This is a genomic window from Faecalibacterium intestinale, from assembly GCF_040096575.1.
GTDB lineage: Bacteria > Bacillota > Clostridia > Oscillospirales > Ruminococcaceae > Faecalibacterium > Faecalibacterium intestinale.
In genome coordinates this window covers 53,782-67,353 of the sequence record NZ_JBBMEN010000014.1, presented here as the reverse complement: position 1 = coordinate 67,353, position 13,572 = coordinate 53,782, and the positions used below count along the sequence as shown (strand labels likewise).

Genomic DNA, 13,572 nt, shown 5'->3' with positions numbered 1-13,572 from the left:
CGGCTGGGGCCGCGCCACAGGCTGGAGGAGGCGCCGGCGCTCAGCAGCGTCCACTGCCCGGCGGGAGACGCTCCGGTATTCCGAAATTTCAAATAATGATTCCGCTGAATATGGCCAAAGCGCAGCGGCGGCCATTCCAAATGTTTTTAACCTCTGGGGTGGCCGGTATATGTCAGCGCTACGGTGTCGGGGCCGGTGTTGGCAGAGACCACACCGCCCAGCTCAAATACGGCCAGCGGCGGCTTGCCAAAGGCTTTGCGGCAGGCTTTTTCCAGATCCTCTGCCTGCGGGATGTTGGTGTGGCCGATCATATACTCAAAGTCCTCCACATCCCCGGCGCGCTTCTGGCACAGATCCACCATGGCGGGCACGACTTTTTCATCGCCGCGCACCTTGGCTTCCACCTTGGTCTTGCCATCGATCAGGGTAATGATGGGACGGATGCCCATCAGCTCGCCCATGACGGCTGCGGCGGCGGAGATGCGGCCGCTCTTTTTCATCTGCTTCAGGCTGTAAGGTCCCAGCACGATCTCCATGCAGTTCATTTTCCGCTCAAACTCATGGATGACGTGGCGGATCTCTGCGCCGTTCTGCAGCTTGCGCGCCATCTCGCACAGATACCAGCCGAACACCATAGAATAGGTGTGGGGGTCCAGCAGATGGATGTTCAAATGGTGCTCCGGGCGCTCTTCCCGCAGCATACCCTGCGCCATCAGGGCGTTGTTATAGGTGGAGGAGCCGGACTTGTTGATGGGTACATGGATGACATCCGTGTAGCCCTCGTCCACATACTGGCAGTATTTTTCACAGAACTGGATGGGCGTAATGGCGGCGGTAGAGGGCACACCCTTTGCCGCGCGCATCTTATCGTAGAATTCGGTGTTGGTGCAGTCCACACGCTCAACGTAGTCCACATCATCCAGCAGGATGTGGAAGCTCATGATATCAATGCCGTACTTTTCGGCCATCTCCTGCGGGATATCGCAGGAGGAATCGGTCAGGATCGCGATCTTGCTCATAATTTCCCTCATTTCCATTCATAATCTCGTAGGTGGCCGTGGTCCAGCAGCTCCGGGAAATCCCACTGCCGCAGCACCTCGTACACGCCCACCGCCACGCTGTTGGAAAGGTTCAGGCTGCGGCAGGTGTCCCGCATGGGCATCCGAATGCAGTGCTCCTGATTTTCCGCAAGCAGTGCTTCCGGCAGGCCGGCATCCTCGCGGCCAAACACCAGATAAGCCCCGTCCGGGTACTGTACATCGGTGTAGCGCTGGGGAGCCTTGGTGGTAAAGTAATAGTAAGGGCCGTTGTTGCGGGCAAAAAAGTCCGCAAGGCCGTCGTAGTAGGTAATGTCCAGATAGTGCCAGTAGTCCAGCCCGGCGTGCTTGAGCTTTTTGTCGTCAATGGCAAAGCCCATAGGCCCCACCAGATGCAGACGGCAGGCGGTGCAGGCGCAGGTACGCGCCACGTTGCCGGTGTTCTGGGGGATGCGGGGCTCTACCAGAACGATATTCAAAGTCGGCTTGTTCATCATAAGATGCCCTCCGGTTCCTCCCGCAGGGGACACAGACGGGGCAGCAGCGGCTCGAACCACACGCCGAAGCGGGTGTCCTGCGTGCAGGGCGTGCCCTGAATAGCCAGCGAAACAAACTCTGCGGCGTTATCGGCAGCGGCGCTCAGGGCGTTGCCCTGCAGCAGCGAGCCGATGAGCACTGCGCCGTACAGATCCCCCGTGCCGGGGAAGCTGCGGCTGATATGCAGCTTTTTGATAACGAAACGATCCGTGCCGGTGCCGGCACAGCCGATGTACTTGCCCAGCGGCAGGCCGGTGACCACCGCGTTGGGGGCCAGCGGCTGCAAAGCATCTGCAAGCGCCTGCGCGGCGGCATCGTCCAGCTGCTCGGTCACGGGCTGCTGCTGCAAAAGCAGCTGTGCTTCGGTGTAGTTGGGCAGGATCAGGTCTGCCGCGCGGCACAGATTGCGGATGCGCTCGATCAGCGCCGGGGTAACAGTGGAATAGGCCTTGCCGTTATCGCCCATCACGGGGTCCACCACCTTGTAGGCGGCAGGCCACAGGGCAAAGGCTTTTTCAGCCAGCGCTACCTGTGCTTCGCCGCCCAGATAGCCGGTATAGATACAATCAAATTGCAGTTCCAATGCCTGATAGTGCTCCAGCGCGGCCATGCCGTAGGCGCTGCCGTCCAGCCGGGCAGGGGTGCCAAGGCCGCCGGTGTGGGTGGAAAGCACCACCGTGGGCAGCGCCACCGGCTGGAAGCCCATGACCGACAGCACGGGCAGGATCACTGCAAGGCTGCACCGTCCCACGCCGGACAGGTCGTGGATGCAAAGGATCTTTTTTGGTTCAACGGGTTTTTGCAAATAGGAAAACCTCCTTGCCGAAAAGCCGCGCGCAGCGGCCTATAAAAAGCATCATACAACAGTATACCACAAATTGCTGCATAAAAAAAGCGCATACCAGATTCTTTTGCGGAAATAATAGCACTGCAAGCCCTGTCATGACAGGCCGAAAGGAGAAATTCAGAATGAAACAGCGAGAAAATTCTGCCGCAGGCATGGTAGTGGGCATGGCCGCCGGTGCAGCCCTGGGGGCTGCCGGTGCCATGATGGCCACCCAGAGCAAGCGCCAGATGCGCCGCAACGTGCGCAAGGTGATGAAGGGCGCAGAAAACGCGGTGATGCAGCTGGATAAGATGGCCACCGATTTTGTGGAAAAGCACATCGACTGCTGAACAGCAAAAAGCGCCGTCCCGGGTGGAACGGCGCTTTTTGTTATCGTGCGGCTTATTTTGCCCAGATGCACATCCGGGCGGTGGTGTTGATCTCGCCCAGCAGGCTCAGATCCATCTGGATATTGCAGGTCACGGTCAGCGCTTTGCCCACCTCGCTGCCGGTCAGCACTGAGGCAGGCAGGTTTTTGATGGTCAGGATGCCGTTGCCCTTTTCAATATCGCCGGTCAGGGTGCCGGTGTAGGTCACATCGCCGATGGTCAGGCCGGACAGGTAGCCGGTCACATTGAGCTTGGTCACCTGCTTGACGGGCAGCGTCAGGGTATAGGTGCCGTTGGACTGGCGGGTAAGGGTGGCTTCGCGGTCAGAATCGATGCCAGAATTGGCCATGGATTCCTTATCGGACTTTTCCTTCCAGAATTTGACCCCAACGGGGGTGTTCGCAGCGGCAGAAGCGCCCAGCGTGAACACACAGAACAGCAGCAGCGTCAGCAGGGCAGCGCCGGTACGTTTTAAGGCAGTGGTCATGGTTTTATCCTTTCTGCCGCAGCTGCGGCATGGTGAAACAGAGTATATAATGCCCTATAAGGTACTGATTTGTCAATACTAACATAACATGACCGGACGGCGTTGTCAATGCGCCTTGGCAGTCTTTCACAAAAATGTTTCGAATCGGTCACAGAGCTTGGAGAAGCGGAAAAGCCGCGGCCTGCCATTGACTGCTGTCTGACAAAAACGCCCCGCAGCGGCTGATAGAAGGCCGCTGCGGGGCGTAGTGCTATTTGAGGTTACTTTTTGCCGTGACGGCCAAAGCGGTACTCCTTGCCCTCGCGGATGCGCTGGATGTTGGAGCGGTGCATATAAATGACCATCGCGCCCATGATCACCGAGCCGATGGCGCACACAGTAAGGTCGGCGGCAGAGTAGCCCCGGAACACGCCGTACAGGATGGTGAGCACCGGGTAAAGTGCCGCCATGGTCACGCTGCCCAGCGATACCATGCCCGTGGGCAGCAGGCAGGCCAGAAAGATGACCGCCAGAAAGGGGATCAGCACCGGCTGGATGGCCAGAATGGTACCACCCGCCACCAGTACGCCCTTGCCGCCCTTAAAGCCGAAATACAGGGGCTTCAAGTGGCCGATAATGGCAAAGATGGCGGCAAGATACACCGCAAGATACGGCGAGAGCGTGGTACTCTCCGGCATCAGGGTGAACAGCCAGCGGCCGATGCACACAGCCAGCACGCCCTTGAGCACATCGCCGAAAGCGGTAAGTGCCGCTGCCTTTTTGCCGAAGGTGCGCAGCATATTGGTCATGCCGGCAGCGCCGCTGCCGTACTTGCGCACATCATCGTGGTACAAAAACTTGCTGACGAGGATACCGGTGTCGATGCTGCCCAGCAGGTATGCCTGCACGGCGGACACCGCAGCGATGAGAACAGATTCCATCATCTGAGCCCTCCTGACGTGTTATACGTCCTTGGCACCCACCTCGCCGGAGCCGCGCTCCCGCACGACCAGACGAATGGGCGTATGCTCCAGACCAAAGTTTTCGCGGATCTGGTTGATGAGATACCGCTGATAGCTGAAGTGGAACAGGTGCTTTGCGTTCACGAAGGCCACGAACGTGGGGGGACGGGTAGAAGCCTGCGTCAGGTAGTAGATCTTCAGGCGGCGGCCCTTGTCGCTGGGGGGCTGCATCCGGGCAGTAGCGCGGGCAAGCATCTCGTTCAGCACACCGGTGGGTACGCGGGCACCGTTCTCGGCGTCCACATCCCGGATCAGCTGCATCAGCTTGTTCACGTTGTAGCCGGTCTGGGCAGAGATGAAGATGATGGGTGCGTAGCCCATAAAGCTGAAGCACTCGGCATAGCCGCGGCGCTGTAGCTCCATGGTGTTGGTCTCCTTGCCTTCCACGGCATCCCACTTGTTCACCACAATGATGCAGGCCTTGCCCTGCTCGTGGGCGTAGCCAGCCACCTTGCTGTCCTGCTCGGTAAAACCGACGGTGGCATCCACAAGGATCAACGCCACGCGGCTGCGCTCTACAGCAGCCAGTGCGCGCACCACCATGTAGCGCTCCAAGCCATCGCTGATGTTGCTGCGCTTGCGCAGACCGGCGGTATCGGTAAAGATGAACTTGCCGTAGGCGTTGTCCACCGGGGTGTCGATGGCATCGCGGGTGGTGCCGGCTTCATTAGCCACGATCATGCGGTTCTCGCCCAGAATGCGGTTGGTCAGGCTGGACTTGCCCACGTTGGGACGGCCGATGATGGCAACGGGGATGCGGTCCTCCTCCACCACGGTCTCGCTGAAGTCCAGATGTGCACACACTGCATCCAGCAGGTCGCCTGTGCCGTGACCGTGCACGGAAGAAATGGGCATCACCTCGTCAAAGCCGAGGTTGTAGAACTCGTACAGCTCCATGGGAGCTTCGCCCACCTTGTCGCACTTGTTCACGGCAAGAATGATGGGCTTGTGGCTGCGGCGCAGCATATGCGCCACGTCCTCATCGGCTGCGGTCAGGCCGTTGCGCACGTCCGTGACCATGATGATGCAGTCGGCGGTGTCGATGGCGATCTGTGCCTGCTCACGCATATGGGCCAGAATGCCCTCGGTGGCCTTGGGCTCGATGCCGCCGGTGTCCACCAGCAAAAACTCGTGGCCGTTCCACTCGCAGTTGGCAAAAATGCGGTCGCGGGTAATGCCCGGGGTATCCTCCACAATGGCAAGGCGCTGGCCGCACAGCTTATTGAACAGGGTGGATTTGCCCACGTTGGGGCGGCCCACCACTGCTACGATCGGTTTGCTCATGGGGTCTCCTCCTTTCTTAAAAGGGGTAAAATACAATAAAAATGGCGTTATCAGCTGCCGCTCTTTCTTCTGCGGGCAATGTGCAGGCCGCTGCGCAGCAAAGCGCGGGCTTCGTCCCCGCCTGCTGTGGGCAGAACCTCCACTTTTACGCCCAGCTGCTGTCCCAGCTGCTCTACCGTGATATCGTCAAGGAAGGTATCTTTTTCCTCCCGCAGCATCACAGCCGGGATGCCCAGCGTTTTTGTGGCAAGTTTGCCTGCGCACTGGGCAATGATATCGGTGGCAGTGATCAGGCCGGTCACCCCAACATTGCCGCCGAAAAAGCGGTTCTGGATGGTGTGGACGTGCACGGTGATCATGGGGTACTGGCGGTGCAGCTCCTCCATCATGCGTGTGATGAGGGGCGCTGCCATGGTGCCGGTGACCACATCCAGCTCCTTGGTGCCGTAGACCCGGTGGGGCTTGTCCAGCTCGGCCAGAAATTCTTCCTCGAACAGGCGCATCATGCCCACGCCGTTTTCCAGCTGGTCGTAGTCCTCGTAGAACTCCGGCGCAGGGATGGGACGGCCTGCCTTGAGATACCATTCATCGCTGGGGTAGATGATGCGCTTGCCGTGGCGGCGCTTGCACTCATCGCCGAACTCTTCCATAATGTCGATGACCTCGGCGCTGGTCTTTGCATCGTAGGGCACCTGCGGGTACAGATTTTTGCGGTAATCCGTAATGCCGCAGGGCACGGCTGCAATGCTTTGCACCATGGGGGTCAGTTCCAGCAGGTCGGCAAGGGTGCGGCGCAGCTCGTCGCCGTCGTTCACGCCGCGGCAGAGCACCAGCTGACAGTTGACGGCAATGCCGCCCTCCACCAGACGGGGCAGGTACTTGAGCACCTCGCCGCCGCGCTTATTGGCCAGCATCCGCACCCGCAGCTGAGGGTTGGTTGTGTGCACCGAGATATTGATAGGGGAGATGTGCATCTTGATGATGCGGTCGATCTCGTGATCCTGCATATTGGTCATGGTGATGTAGTTGCCGAACAAAAAGCTCAGCCGCTCGTCATCATCCTTGAAATACAGACTCTCGCGCATACCGGGGGGCAGCTGGTCGATGAAGCAGAACATACAGTGGTTGGAGCAGGAATGCTTTGCATCGCCCAGATAGGTCTTGAACCCGCAGCCAAAGGGACCGCGCTGCGGCCGCTGCACTTCCCACTCCCGGATGCCGTCTGCTACCCGGGCTTTCAGGTGGAAGCTGCTGCTGTCGGTATAAAAATCGTAGTCCAGCGTGTCGTTCAGCTCGTTGTCGTCCACGCTCAGCAGCTCGTCACCGGGGGCAAGGCCAAGAGCTTCGGCTTCGCTGCCGGCATCTACCTGCTCGATCCGTATCGCCATCTGCATCCACCTCCTCTAAAGAACAAGAAGGGGAAGGCTTTGCGCCCTCCCCTTCTGTACATAACACCATTATGCCACCAATTACGCGCAAATTAGGCCTTCTTGATGACTTCCTCGCCCTTGTAGTAACCGCAGTTGCCACATGCCTGGTGGGGGAGCTTCAGAGAGCCGCAGTTGCTGCACTTCACCAGTGCGGGGGCCTCCAGCTTCCAAACATTGCTGCGACGCTTGTCGCGGCGGGCCTTGGAAAGATGTCTCTTAGGTACTGCCATATTTTTGCACCTCCTTGATGGGTTTATCTGTTCAGCAGTGATTTAAGGATCGCGAGCCTAGTGTCTACGGGGGCATCGGTCTGCTCTGCCGGTGGGCAGGTGCATTCCGCCTTTTTCTTACCGCACTGCGGGCAAAGCCCGGCGCAGTCGGGGCTGCAAAGCAGCACCGTGGGGATCTGGAACATGAACTCCTGATTGAGCCATTCGTCCACGTCCAAGTGTCCTTTTTCATCCAGCGGAAGATCGAAATCCGGGTCATCCAGATCCCGCTCCTTGACGATCCACTCCGTATCGACTGTCTCTTCCCGGGTGACCGGGTCCAGACAGCGGGCGCACTCTCCGTGCACCAATGCCTTTGCCCGCAATGTTATCTGGACCTCGTCGCCATCGGTCTGCGCGTCAAAGACGGCTGTGACCGGCTGCGGGATCCTTGCACCGGCATAATCGTACGCAGATAAATCACACTGAAACTCTGCATGGTACGGTCTTGCGCCGGCGGTGATAAACTTTCTCAGGTCAAATTGCATAGTACACCTCTGAAAAGGCTGCTTTGTTAGTATAGCGCCAAAGCAACCCTTTGTCAACACCAAAACAGGCAGAAAACCGAAAAAATTTATTTTTCTCCGGTCTTCTGCCTGTTGGAAAAGCCTTTAGCCCTGTTCTTTTATCAGATTACAGGTACTTCTTCACATCGTGGGGCAGTGCGGCCTCGTCTGCGCTGACGGTCACGGTGACCTTCACGCTGTCACCGGCAATGGCTGCCATCTCATCCAGCACAACGCCCAGACGGTTGATATCGTGATCCAGCACCTTCAGGATGCCGTCAATGTACAGGTCGGTGATGTCGTAGTTGCTTGCCATCAGGCCGGCCACAAAGCCGTACAGCATTTCGCCGCCGGAGATCTTGTACTCGTCCAGATCGATCAGACGTGCTGCAGGAGCGATGTCGTAGGTGAGCTTCATGCCCTTTTCCACAACAACAACATTGCCTTTGGAGGTCTTGACCGCGTCGTTGATCTGGTCGATCATAGCCTTGGTCTTGCCGGAGCCCTTGGTACCAACAATCAGTTTAATCATAGTTCAGTCCTCCTGTATTTTCCACGCCTTGCGGCGGGAGATCATTTTTTACGTTCGGCTTTTACTTCAGCTTTGCTTCCAGCTCTGCGGTCAGGCCCTCGTAGCCGGGCTTGCCCAGCAGGGCAAACATATTCTTCTTGTAGCTTTCCACGCCGGGCTGGTTGAAGGGGTTCACGCTCAGCAGGTAGCCGCTGCAGGCGCAGGCACGCCAGAAGAAATAGATCAGGTAGCCCACATTATAAGCAGACAGGTCGTCCACCTCGATCAGCACTTCGGGCACGCCGCCGTCGGTGTGTGCCAGAATGGTGCCCTCCATGGCCTTGCGGTTGACCACGCTCATGTTCTGGTTTGCAAGGAAGTTCAGGCCGTCAAAGTTGCCCTCCAGCGGGTCGATGAACAGATCCTGCGCGGGCTTCTTCACGTCCACGATGGTCTCGAACATGATGCGGGCGCCTTCCTGAATGAACTGACCCATAGAGTGCAGGTCGGTGGAGAAGATGCAGCTTGCGGGGAACAGACCCTTGTTGTCCTTGCCCTCGCTCTCGCCGAACAGCTGCTTGTACCACTCGTTCATCAGGGTGAAGTCCGGCTCGTAGCACTCCAGGATCTCCACAGCCTTGCCCTTGCGGTACAGGATGTTGCGGATGGCGGCGTACTTGTAAGCATCGTTATCGGGGCTCAGCACGGAGAAGCGCTCCATAGCGTCGGCAGCGCCCTGCATCAGAGCATCGATGTCGATGCCGGCGGCGGCGATAGGCAGCAGACCCACGGCGCTCAGCACGGAGTAGCGGCCGCCCACGTCATCGGGAACTACGAAGGTGGGCCAGCCCTGCGCGTCAGCCAGCTGCTTCAAGGTGCCCTTGGCACGGTCGGTGGTGGCGTAGATGCGCTTGTTGGCTTCCTCCACGCCCATCTCCTTTTCCAGCAGTTCACGCAGCACACGGAAGGCCAGAGAGGTCTCGGTGGTGGTGCCGGACTTGGAGATGACGTTGATGGAGAAGCGCTTGCCCTTGCACAGGCTGATGATGTTGTTCAGGTAGGTGGGGCTGATGCTGTTGCCGCAGAAGTAGATCTTCAGACCATCTTCCAGCTCGTTGTGGTACATACCCTTAACGGCTTCCACAACAGCGCGTGCGCCCAGATAGCTGCCGCCGATGCCGGCCACGACCAGAACGTCAGAGTCCTCGCGGATCTTGGCAGCGGCTGCCTTGATGCGGGCGAACTCTTCCTTGTCATAATCCCGGGGCAGGGTCATCCAGCCCAGAAAATCGCTGCCGGGGCCATTCTTGGCTTCCAGCTGCTTGTGGGCGGCTTCTACCTGCGGATAAATAGCTGCATATTCCTCTTCGCTGATGAAGCTGGAGAGGTGTTTCGTGTTCAGTGCGACACTCATTATTATTAAAACCTCCAAACGATCTGCCGGGTCTTTGCCCTGCGAGGAAATATCTTGGTATAAGTGTACCGTTCCCTCCGGGTAAAGTCAAGGTCAAATTCCTTAGATTTCATACAATTTTAATAGTGTTTTTTTGTTTCTTCATCCATATTTGTTCAGGTATCCAACAGCTCTGCCGGGCGTCCGGCGCACTTTTGTGCGCTGAAGCGCCTTTTTCGGTGCAGGGTCAGGCTGCAGCACCCCGCAGGCTGTCCCACAGCAGCTGCAACGCGGTGCCAAAATCCATGCACGGCGCATCGGCGGCGGCGCACACCGGGTACTCCCCCTGCACCGCTTCGCCGCACAGCAGCTGCGCCTTGCCCACCGTCTGTCCCCGGGTCACCGGGGCTTCCAGCACCTCAGGCAGGGATAGCTGCACGGTCAGCTGCCCGGCGCTCTCGGCGGGCAGCAGGGCGGTCTGCGGCAGAGCAGCATAATCCAGCGGCACAGTCTCCTCCGTGCTGCCCTTTACCTTTAATTGCAGCGGGCGATCCTCCGGCAGGGGCACCGGTGCGGCGCGGTAGGCTGCAAAGCCGTAGTCCAGCAGGGTAGTGGCGGCTTCGAACCGCTCCTTGCTGGAAGGTGCACCCAGAACTACCGCGATGAGGTCCAGCCCGTCCCGGGTGGCGCTGGCGGTAATGCACACGCCCGCCCCGCCGGTGGTGCCGGTCTTGAGCCCGGTGATGCCGTTGTACCGCCGCAGCAGCTTATTGGTGTTCACCAGCTGGGTCTGCCCGCCGCGCAAAGTGTCCGTCCAGATACCAGTATAGTGCAGCACCTCCGGGCAGGTATTCAGAATGGTACGGCTCATGATGGCCACATCCCGTGCGGTGGAAAGATGTCCCTCGGTGTCCAGCCCGCAGGCATTGCGGAAGGTGGTGTGCTCCATGCCCAGCTCTGCGGCGCGGGCGTTCATCTGCTGCACAAAGGCAGGCTCGCTGCCGCCCACAAGCTCTGCCACTGCCACCGCCGCATCGTTGGCGGAGGACACACAGATGGCTTTGAGCATCTCGTCCAGCGTGAACTGCTCCCCGGGCTCCAGCCAGATCTGACTGCCGCCCATGTGGTAGGCGTGCTCGCTGACCGGCACGGCAGTGTCCATGGTCAGCCGCCCGGCGTGCACCGCTTCAAAGGTGAGCAGCAGGGTCATCACCTTAGTAATGGAAGCGATGGGCATGGTCTGGTCGGCATTCATCTCATAAAGCACCGTGCCGCTGGTCTGGTCGATGAGCATCGCCGCGCGGCAGGGCAGGGTAAGCTGCGGCGGGGTGACCGTCAGGGGCTGCACTGCCGGTTCTGCCTGTGTTTGCACCGCCGGCTGGATGCGCAGCCCTTTGCCCTGCGCCGTACCAAAGGCCAGCGCAAACAGCCAGAAGCAGACCACCCCCGCGCACAGCAGCGCCAGATTTCTCCGTTCCATTCCTCATACCTCCCCGCGCAAACTCTCTTTTTGCAGTGTATGCCACCGCTTTTGCAGGTATGCCGCTGGGCAATTTGTTCAGTTTTTGTGCGGGAATTCAGTGCTTATCTACAAAGTGTGAACACATCCGTTGCAAAACGCCTTATTTTGCGGTATGCTATGACCAACAGGAGATCCCCTGTATTTTGGATATGTATTGATTTTATTCTGGAGGGATTCTTATGAGCACGATTTCTCGCCGTACGTTCCTCAAGCTGGCTGGTGTTACCGCGGTCGCCACTGCCGGCGCTTCCATGCTGACCGGCTGCTCCTGGTTCGATGATGTTAAGCTGGTGATCATGGGCAGCGTTGATGACGGAAAGACCTATACCGAGGTTTTCAGCAAGACCATGCCCCGCATTCTTATCAATACGGTAAAGGGCAACCTGAATCTGGCTCTGAAGCTGGTCAAGGAACAGGGTCCCGAGGCATACCGCGGCGCAGATGTGACCGTGGACAAGGACTATCCGAACTGCCTTACCTTCGTCAAGGACAAGGAGACCGGCAAGGAGAGCATGATCATCGCTGTCAAGGTCGCCATGGTCGAGGTCGAGTACGAGGTGCTGGTCAACGGTAAGAGCATCACCTCCGGCAAGCACAGCTTCCCCAAGGGCGTGACCGGCATCGACGAGGACACCGCCCGCAAGATCATTGCCGAGGTCGCCAAGAACAACGACAAGGTACCCGCCAATTACGAATTTGATTCCACCGTTGCCAACAACCTGAAGGTCGTCAACGGCAAAATCACCGTTGCGCTGAAGGTGGCAGCGGCCTGATCCTATCTCATTTGCACCTGTTGAAGGCTGCTGCACAGTGCTTTGTGCAGCAGCCTTTTTTGCGCCCGGTTTTCCACCAATTGCCGCCGGACGGTGCAATTCCGGTCTTGCGTACTGCCGTTGTTTTGTTATATAATGAAGAGTAAACCCTATTTTATCCCATTTTGTGGAAAGGAACCCCTCTCATGCGAGTTTGTTTTTATACCTTGGGCTGCAAGGTCAACCTGAACGAGACCGGCGCACTGGAACAGCTGTTCCGTGCCAACGGCTTTACCATTGCGCAGGAAGGCGAGGCTGCGGACGTGTTCATTGTGAACAGCTGCACCGTGACCAACTTCGGCGACCAGAAGAGCCGCAAGTGGCTGCGCCGCAAAAAGCGCGAGAATCCGGGTGCGGTGACGGTGCTGACCGGCTGTTACCCGCAGGCTTTCCCGGAGGAAGCCGCGCAGTTTATGGAAGCCGACCTTGTGTGCGGCAACGGCGACCGCAAGGCCATTCTGGACAACGTGCAAAAGCTGCTGGACGGCCACGAGCGCATCGTAGCTATTGCCCCGCACCAGCGCGGCGAGCAGTTCGAGGAGCTGCCGGTGGAGCGGTTCGAGACCCACACCCGCGCCTTTATCAAGGTAGAGGACGGCTGTAACCGGCAGTGCGCCTACTGCGTCATCCCCCGCGCCCGCGGGCCGGTGCGCAGCCGTGCCGAGGAGAGCATTCTGGCCGAGCTGCACCAGCTGGCCGCTGCCGGTTACCGCGAGGTGGTGCTCAGCGCCATCTCCCTGCCAAGCTACGGGCTGGATACCGGCACGAATCTTGTGGAACTGGTGGAAAAATGCGCACAGGTGCCGGGCATCGAGCGCATTCGTCTGGGCAGCCTTGACCCCGATATGCTCACCCCGGAATTTATCTCCCGCTTGGCGGCGGTGGACAAGCTTTGCCCCCAGTTCCACCTGAGCCTGCAGAGCGGCTGCACCGCCACCCTGCGCCGGATGCGCCGGGTGTATACCGCGCAGGAGTACGCACAGGTGGTGGAACAGATCCGCGCCGCCTACGGAAGCCGCCCGGTCAGCTTTACCACCGACTGCATCTGCGGCTTCCCCGGTGAGACGGCAGAGGACTTTGAGGAGAGCTGCGCGTTTTTGAAGAAGATCGGCTTTGTCAAGGTCCATGTGTTCCCGTACTCCCGCCGCAGCGGCACCCCGGCCTACGATTTCCCGGATCAGATCCACGAGCGGGAAAAGCAGGAGCGCAGCCGCCGCATGAACGCCGTGGCCGAGCAGGTGCGCTGCGAGGCACTGGCTGCCTTTGAGGGCACCGAGGACGAGGTGCTGCTGGAAACGCCCCTGTCCGGCACGCTGTTTACCGGCTACACCCGGCTGTACATCCCGGTGGTGGTCTCCGCTCCCGGTTGCGAGAGCGGGCAGATCGTGCGGGTAAAGCTGGGCCGCTACGACGGCGAGCGGGTGCGTGCAGCACTTTGCTGAAAATTTTTCATTTTACTTATACATTCTGTGCATCCGCATGAATACAATAAATTTTTAACGATTTTTGTATTTTGCCCTTTCCATACGCACGTCTTTATGTTAAAATGAAGATGGATTTATCGGGTC

The 13,572-nt window shown here is 58.8% G+C and carries 15 protein-coding genes; 3 read left to right on the top strand and 12 right to left on the bottom strand.

Translation table 11 applies throughout. The features are described from left to right. Positions 1–146 precede the first annotated feature (146 nt). The 3 genes from WMO20_RS10050 to WMO20_RS10040 are packed head-to-tail and all read right to left on the bottom strand — an operon-like array spanning position 147 to position 2,379. Positions 147–1,037: a DegV family protein gene (locus WMO20_RS10050; RefSeq protein ID WP_349186761.1), complete on the bottom strand. Its 891-nt coding sequence runs from the start codon at positions 1,035–1,037 to the stop codon at positions 147–149. Then, the gene (locus tag WMO20_RS10045; RefSeq protein ID WP_097779495.1) at positions 1,028–1,534 is read right to left on the bottom strand and encodes a tRNA (cytidine(34)-2'-O)-methyltransferase; all 507 of its coding nucleotides are present in this window, start codon (positions 1,532–1,534) and stop codon (positions 1,028–1,030) included. The genes WMO20_RS10050 and WMO20_RS10045 overlap by 10 nt, the downstream gene beginning before the upstream one ends. Then, entirely contained in the window at positions 1,531–2,379 is an 849-nt protein-coding gene (locus WMO20_RS10040) for a bifunctional hydroxymethylpyrimidine kinase/phosphomethylpyrimidine kinase (RefSeq protein ID WP_349186760.1), read from the bottom strand. Before WMO20_RS10040 ends, WMO20_RS10045 begins: the two co-directional genes overlap by 4 nt. A 164-nt stretch (positions 2,380–2,543) precedes the next feature. Between WMO20_RS10040 and WMO20_RS10035 the strand changes: the two genes are divergently transcribed. Further along, entirely contained in the window at positions 2,544–2,750 is a 207-nt protein-coding gene (locus tag WMO20_RS10035; protein WP_097779496.1) for a hypothetical protein, read from the top strand. Between the two features lie 52 nt (positions 2,751–2,802). Here WMO20_RS10035 and WMO20_RS10030 read toward each other — a convergent pair whose 3' ends face one another. The 9 genes from WMO20_RS10030 to WMO20_RS09990 form a co-directional block, all read right to left on the bottom strand. Continuing rightward, on the bottom strand, positions 2,803–3,276 hold the full coding sequence (locus tag WMO20_RS10030; protein ID WP_349186758.1) for a pilin: 474 nt from the start codon (positions 3,274–3,276) through the stop codon (positions 2,803–2,805). Between the two features lie 260 nt (positions 3,277–3,536). Continuing rightward, complete coding sequence (gene plsY, locus WMO20_RS10025; RefSeq protein WP_112090658.1) at positions 3,537–4,199, bottom strand: glycerol-3-phosphate 1-O-acyltransferase PlsY; 663 nt, start codon at positions 4,197–4,199, stop codon at positions 3,537–3,539. A gap of 18 nt (positions 4,200–4,217) precedes the next feature. Beyond that, positions 4,218–5,561: a ribosome biogenesis GTPase Der gene (der, locus tag WMO20_RS10020; RefSeq protein ID WP_005920245.1), complete on the bottom strand. Its 1,344-nt coding sequence runs from the start codon at positions 5,559–5,561 to the stop codon at positions 4,218–4,220. 50 nt (positions 5,562–5,611) lie between these two features. Next, positions 5,612–6,949: a DUF512 domain-containing protein gene (locus WMO20_RS10015; protein WP_249234799.1), complete on the bottom strand. Its 1,338-nt coding sequence runs from the start codon at positions 6,947–6,949 to the stop codon at positions 5,612–5,614. Between the two features lie 92 nt (positions 6,950–7,041). Next, positions 7,042–7,221, bottom strand: a complete 180-nt coding sequence (rpmF, locus tag WMO20_RS10010; RefSeq protein WP_005920250.1) for a 50S ribosomal protein L32 — start codon at positions 7,219–7,221, stop codon at positions 7,042–7,044. 23 nt (positions 7,222–7,244) lie between these two features. Next, the gene (locus WMO20_RS10005) at positions 7,245–7,748 is read right to left on the bottom strand and encodes a YceD family protein (protein ID WP_112090660.1); all 504 of its coding nucleotides are present in this window, start codon (positions 7,746–7,748) and stop codon (positions 7,245–7,247) included. A 145-nt stretch (positions 7,749–7,893) separates the two neighbouring features. Continuing rightward, a complete protein-coding gene (locus WMO20_RS10000; RefSeq protein ID WP_005944262.1) occupies positions 7,894–8,298 on the bottom strand; it encodes a hypothetical protein in 405 nt (134 codons plus the stop codon). 61 nt (positions 8,299–8,359) lie between these two features. Further along, positions 8,360–9,691: a glucose-6-phosphate isomerase gene (locus tag WMO20_RS09995; RefSeq protein ID WP_005920256.1), complete on the bottom strand. Its 1,332-nt coding sequence runs from the start codon at positions 9,689–9,691 to the stop codon at positions 8,360–8,362. 226 nt (positions 9,692–9,917) lie between these two features. Continuing rightward, positions 9,918–11,150, bottom strand: a complete 1,233-nt coding sequence (locus WMO20_RS09990) for a D-alanyl-D-alanine carboxypeptidase family protein (RefSeq protein WP_349186756.1) — start codon at positions 11,148–11,150, stop codon at positions 9,918–9,920. A gap of 221 nt (positions 11,151–11,371) precedes the next feature. On the opposite strand from WMO20_RS09990, the gene WMO20_RS09985 reads away from it, so the two are divergent. After that, the gene (locus WMO20_RS09985) at positions 11,372–11,965 is read left to right on the top strand and encodes a twin-arginine translocation signal domain-containing protein (RefSeq protein ID WP_349186755.1); all 594 of its coding nucleotides are present in this window, start codon (positions 11,372–11,374) and stop codon (positions 11,963–11,965) included. Positions 11,966–12,150: 185 nt separating this feature from the next. Continuing rightward, the gene (gene mtaB / locus WMO20_RS09980; protein WP_349186753.1) at positions 12,151–13,446 is read left to right on the top strand and encodes a tRNA (N(6)-L-threonylcarbamoyladenosine(37)-C(2))-methylthiotransferase MtaB; all 1,296 of its coding nucleotides are present in this window, start codon (positions 12,151–12,153) and stop codon (positions 13,444–13,446) included. The last annotated feature ends 126 nt before the right edge of the window (positions 13,447–13,572 follow it).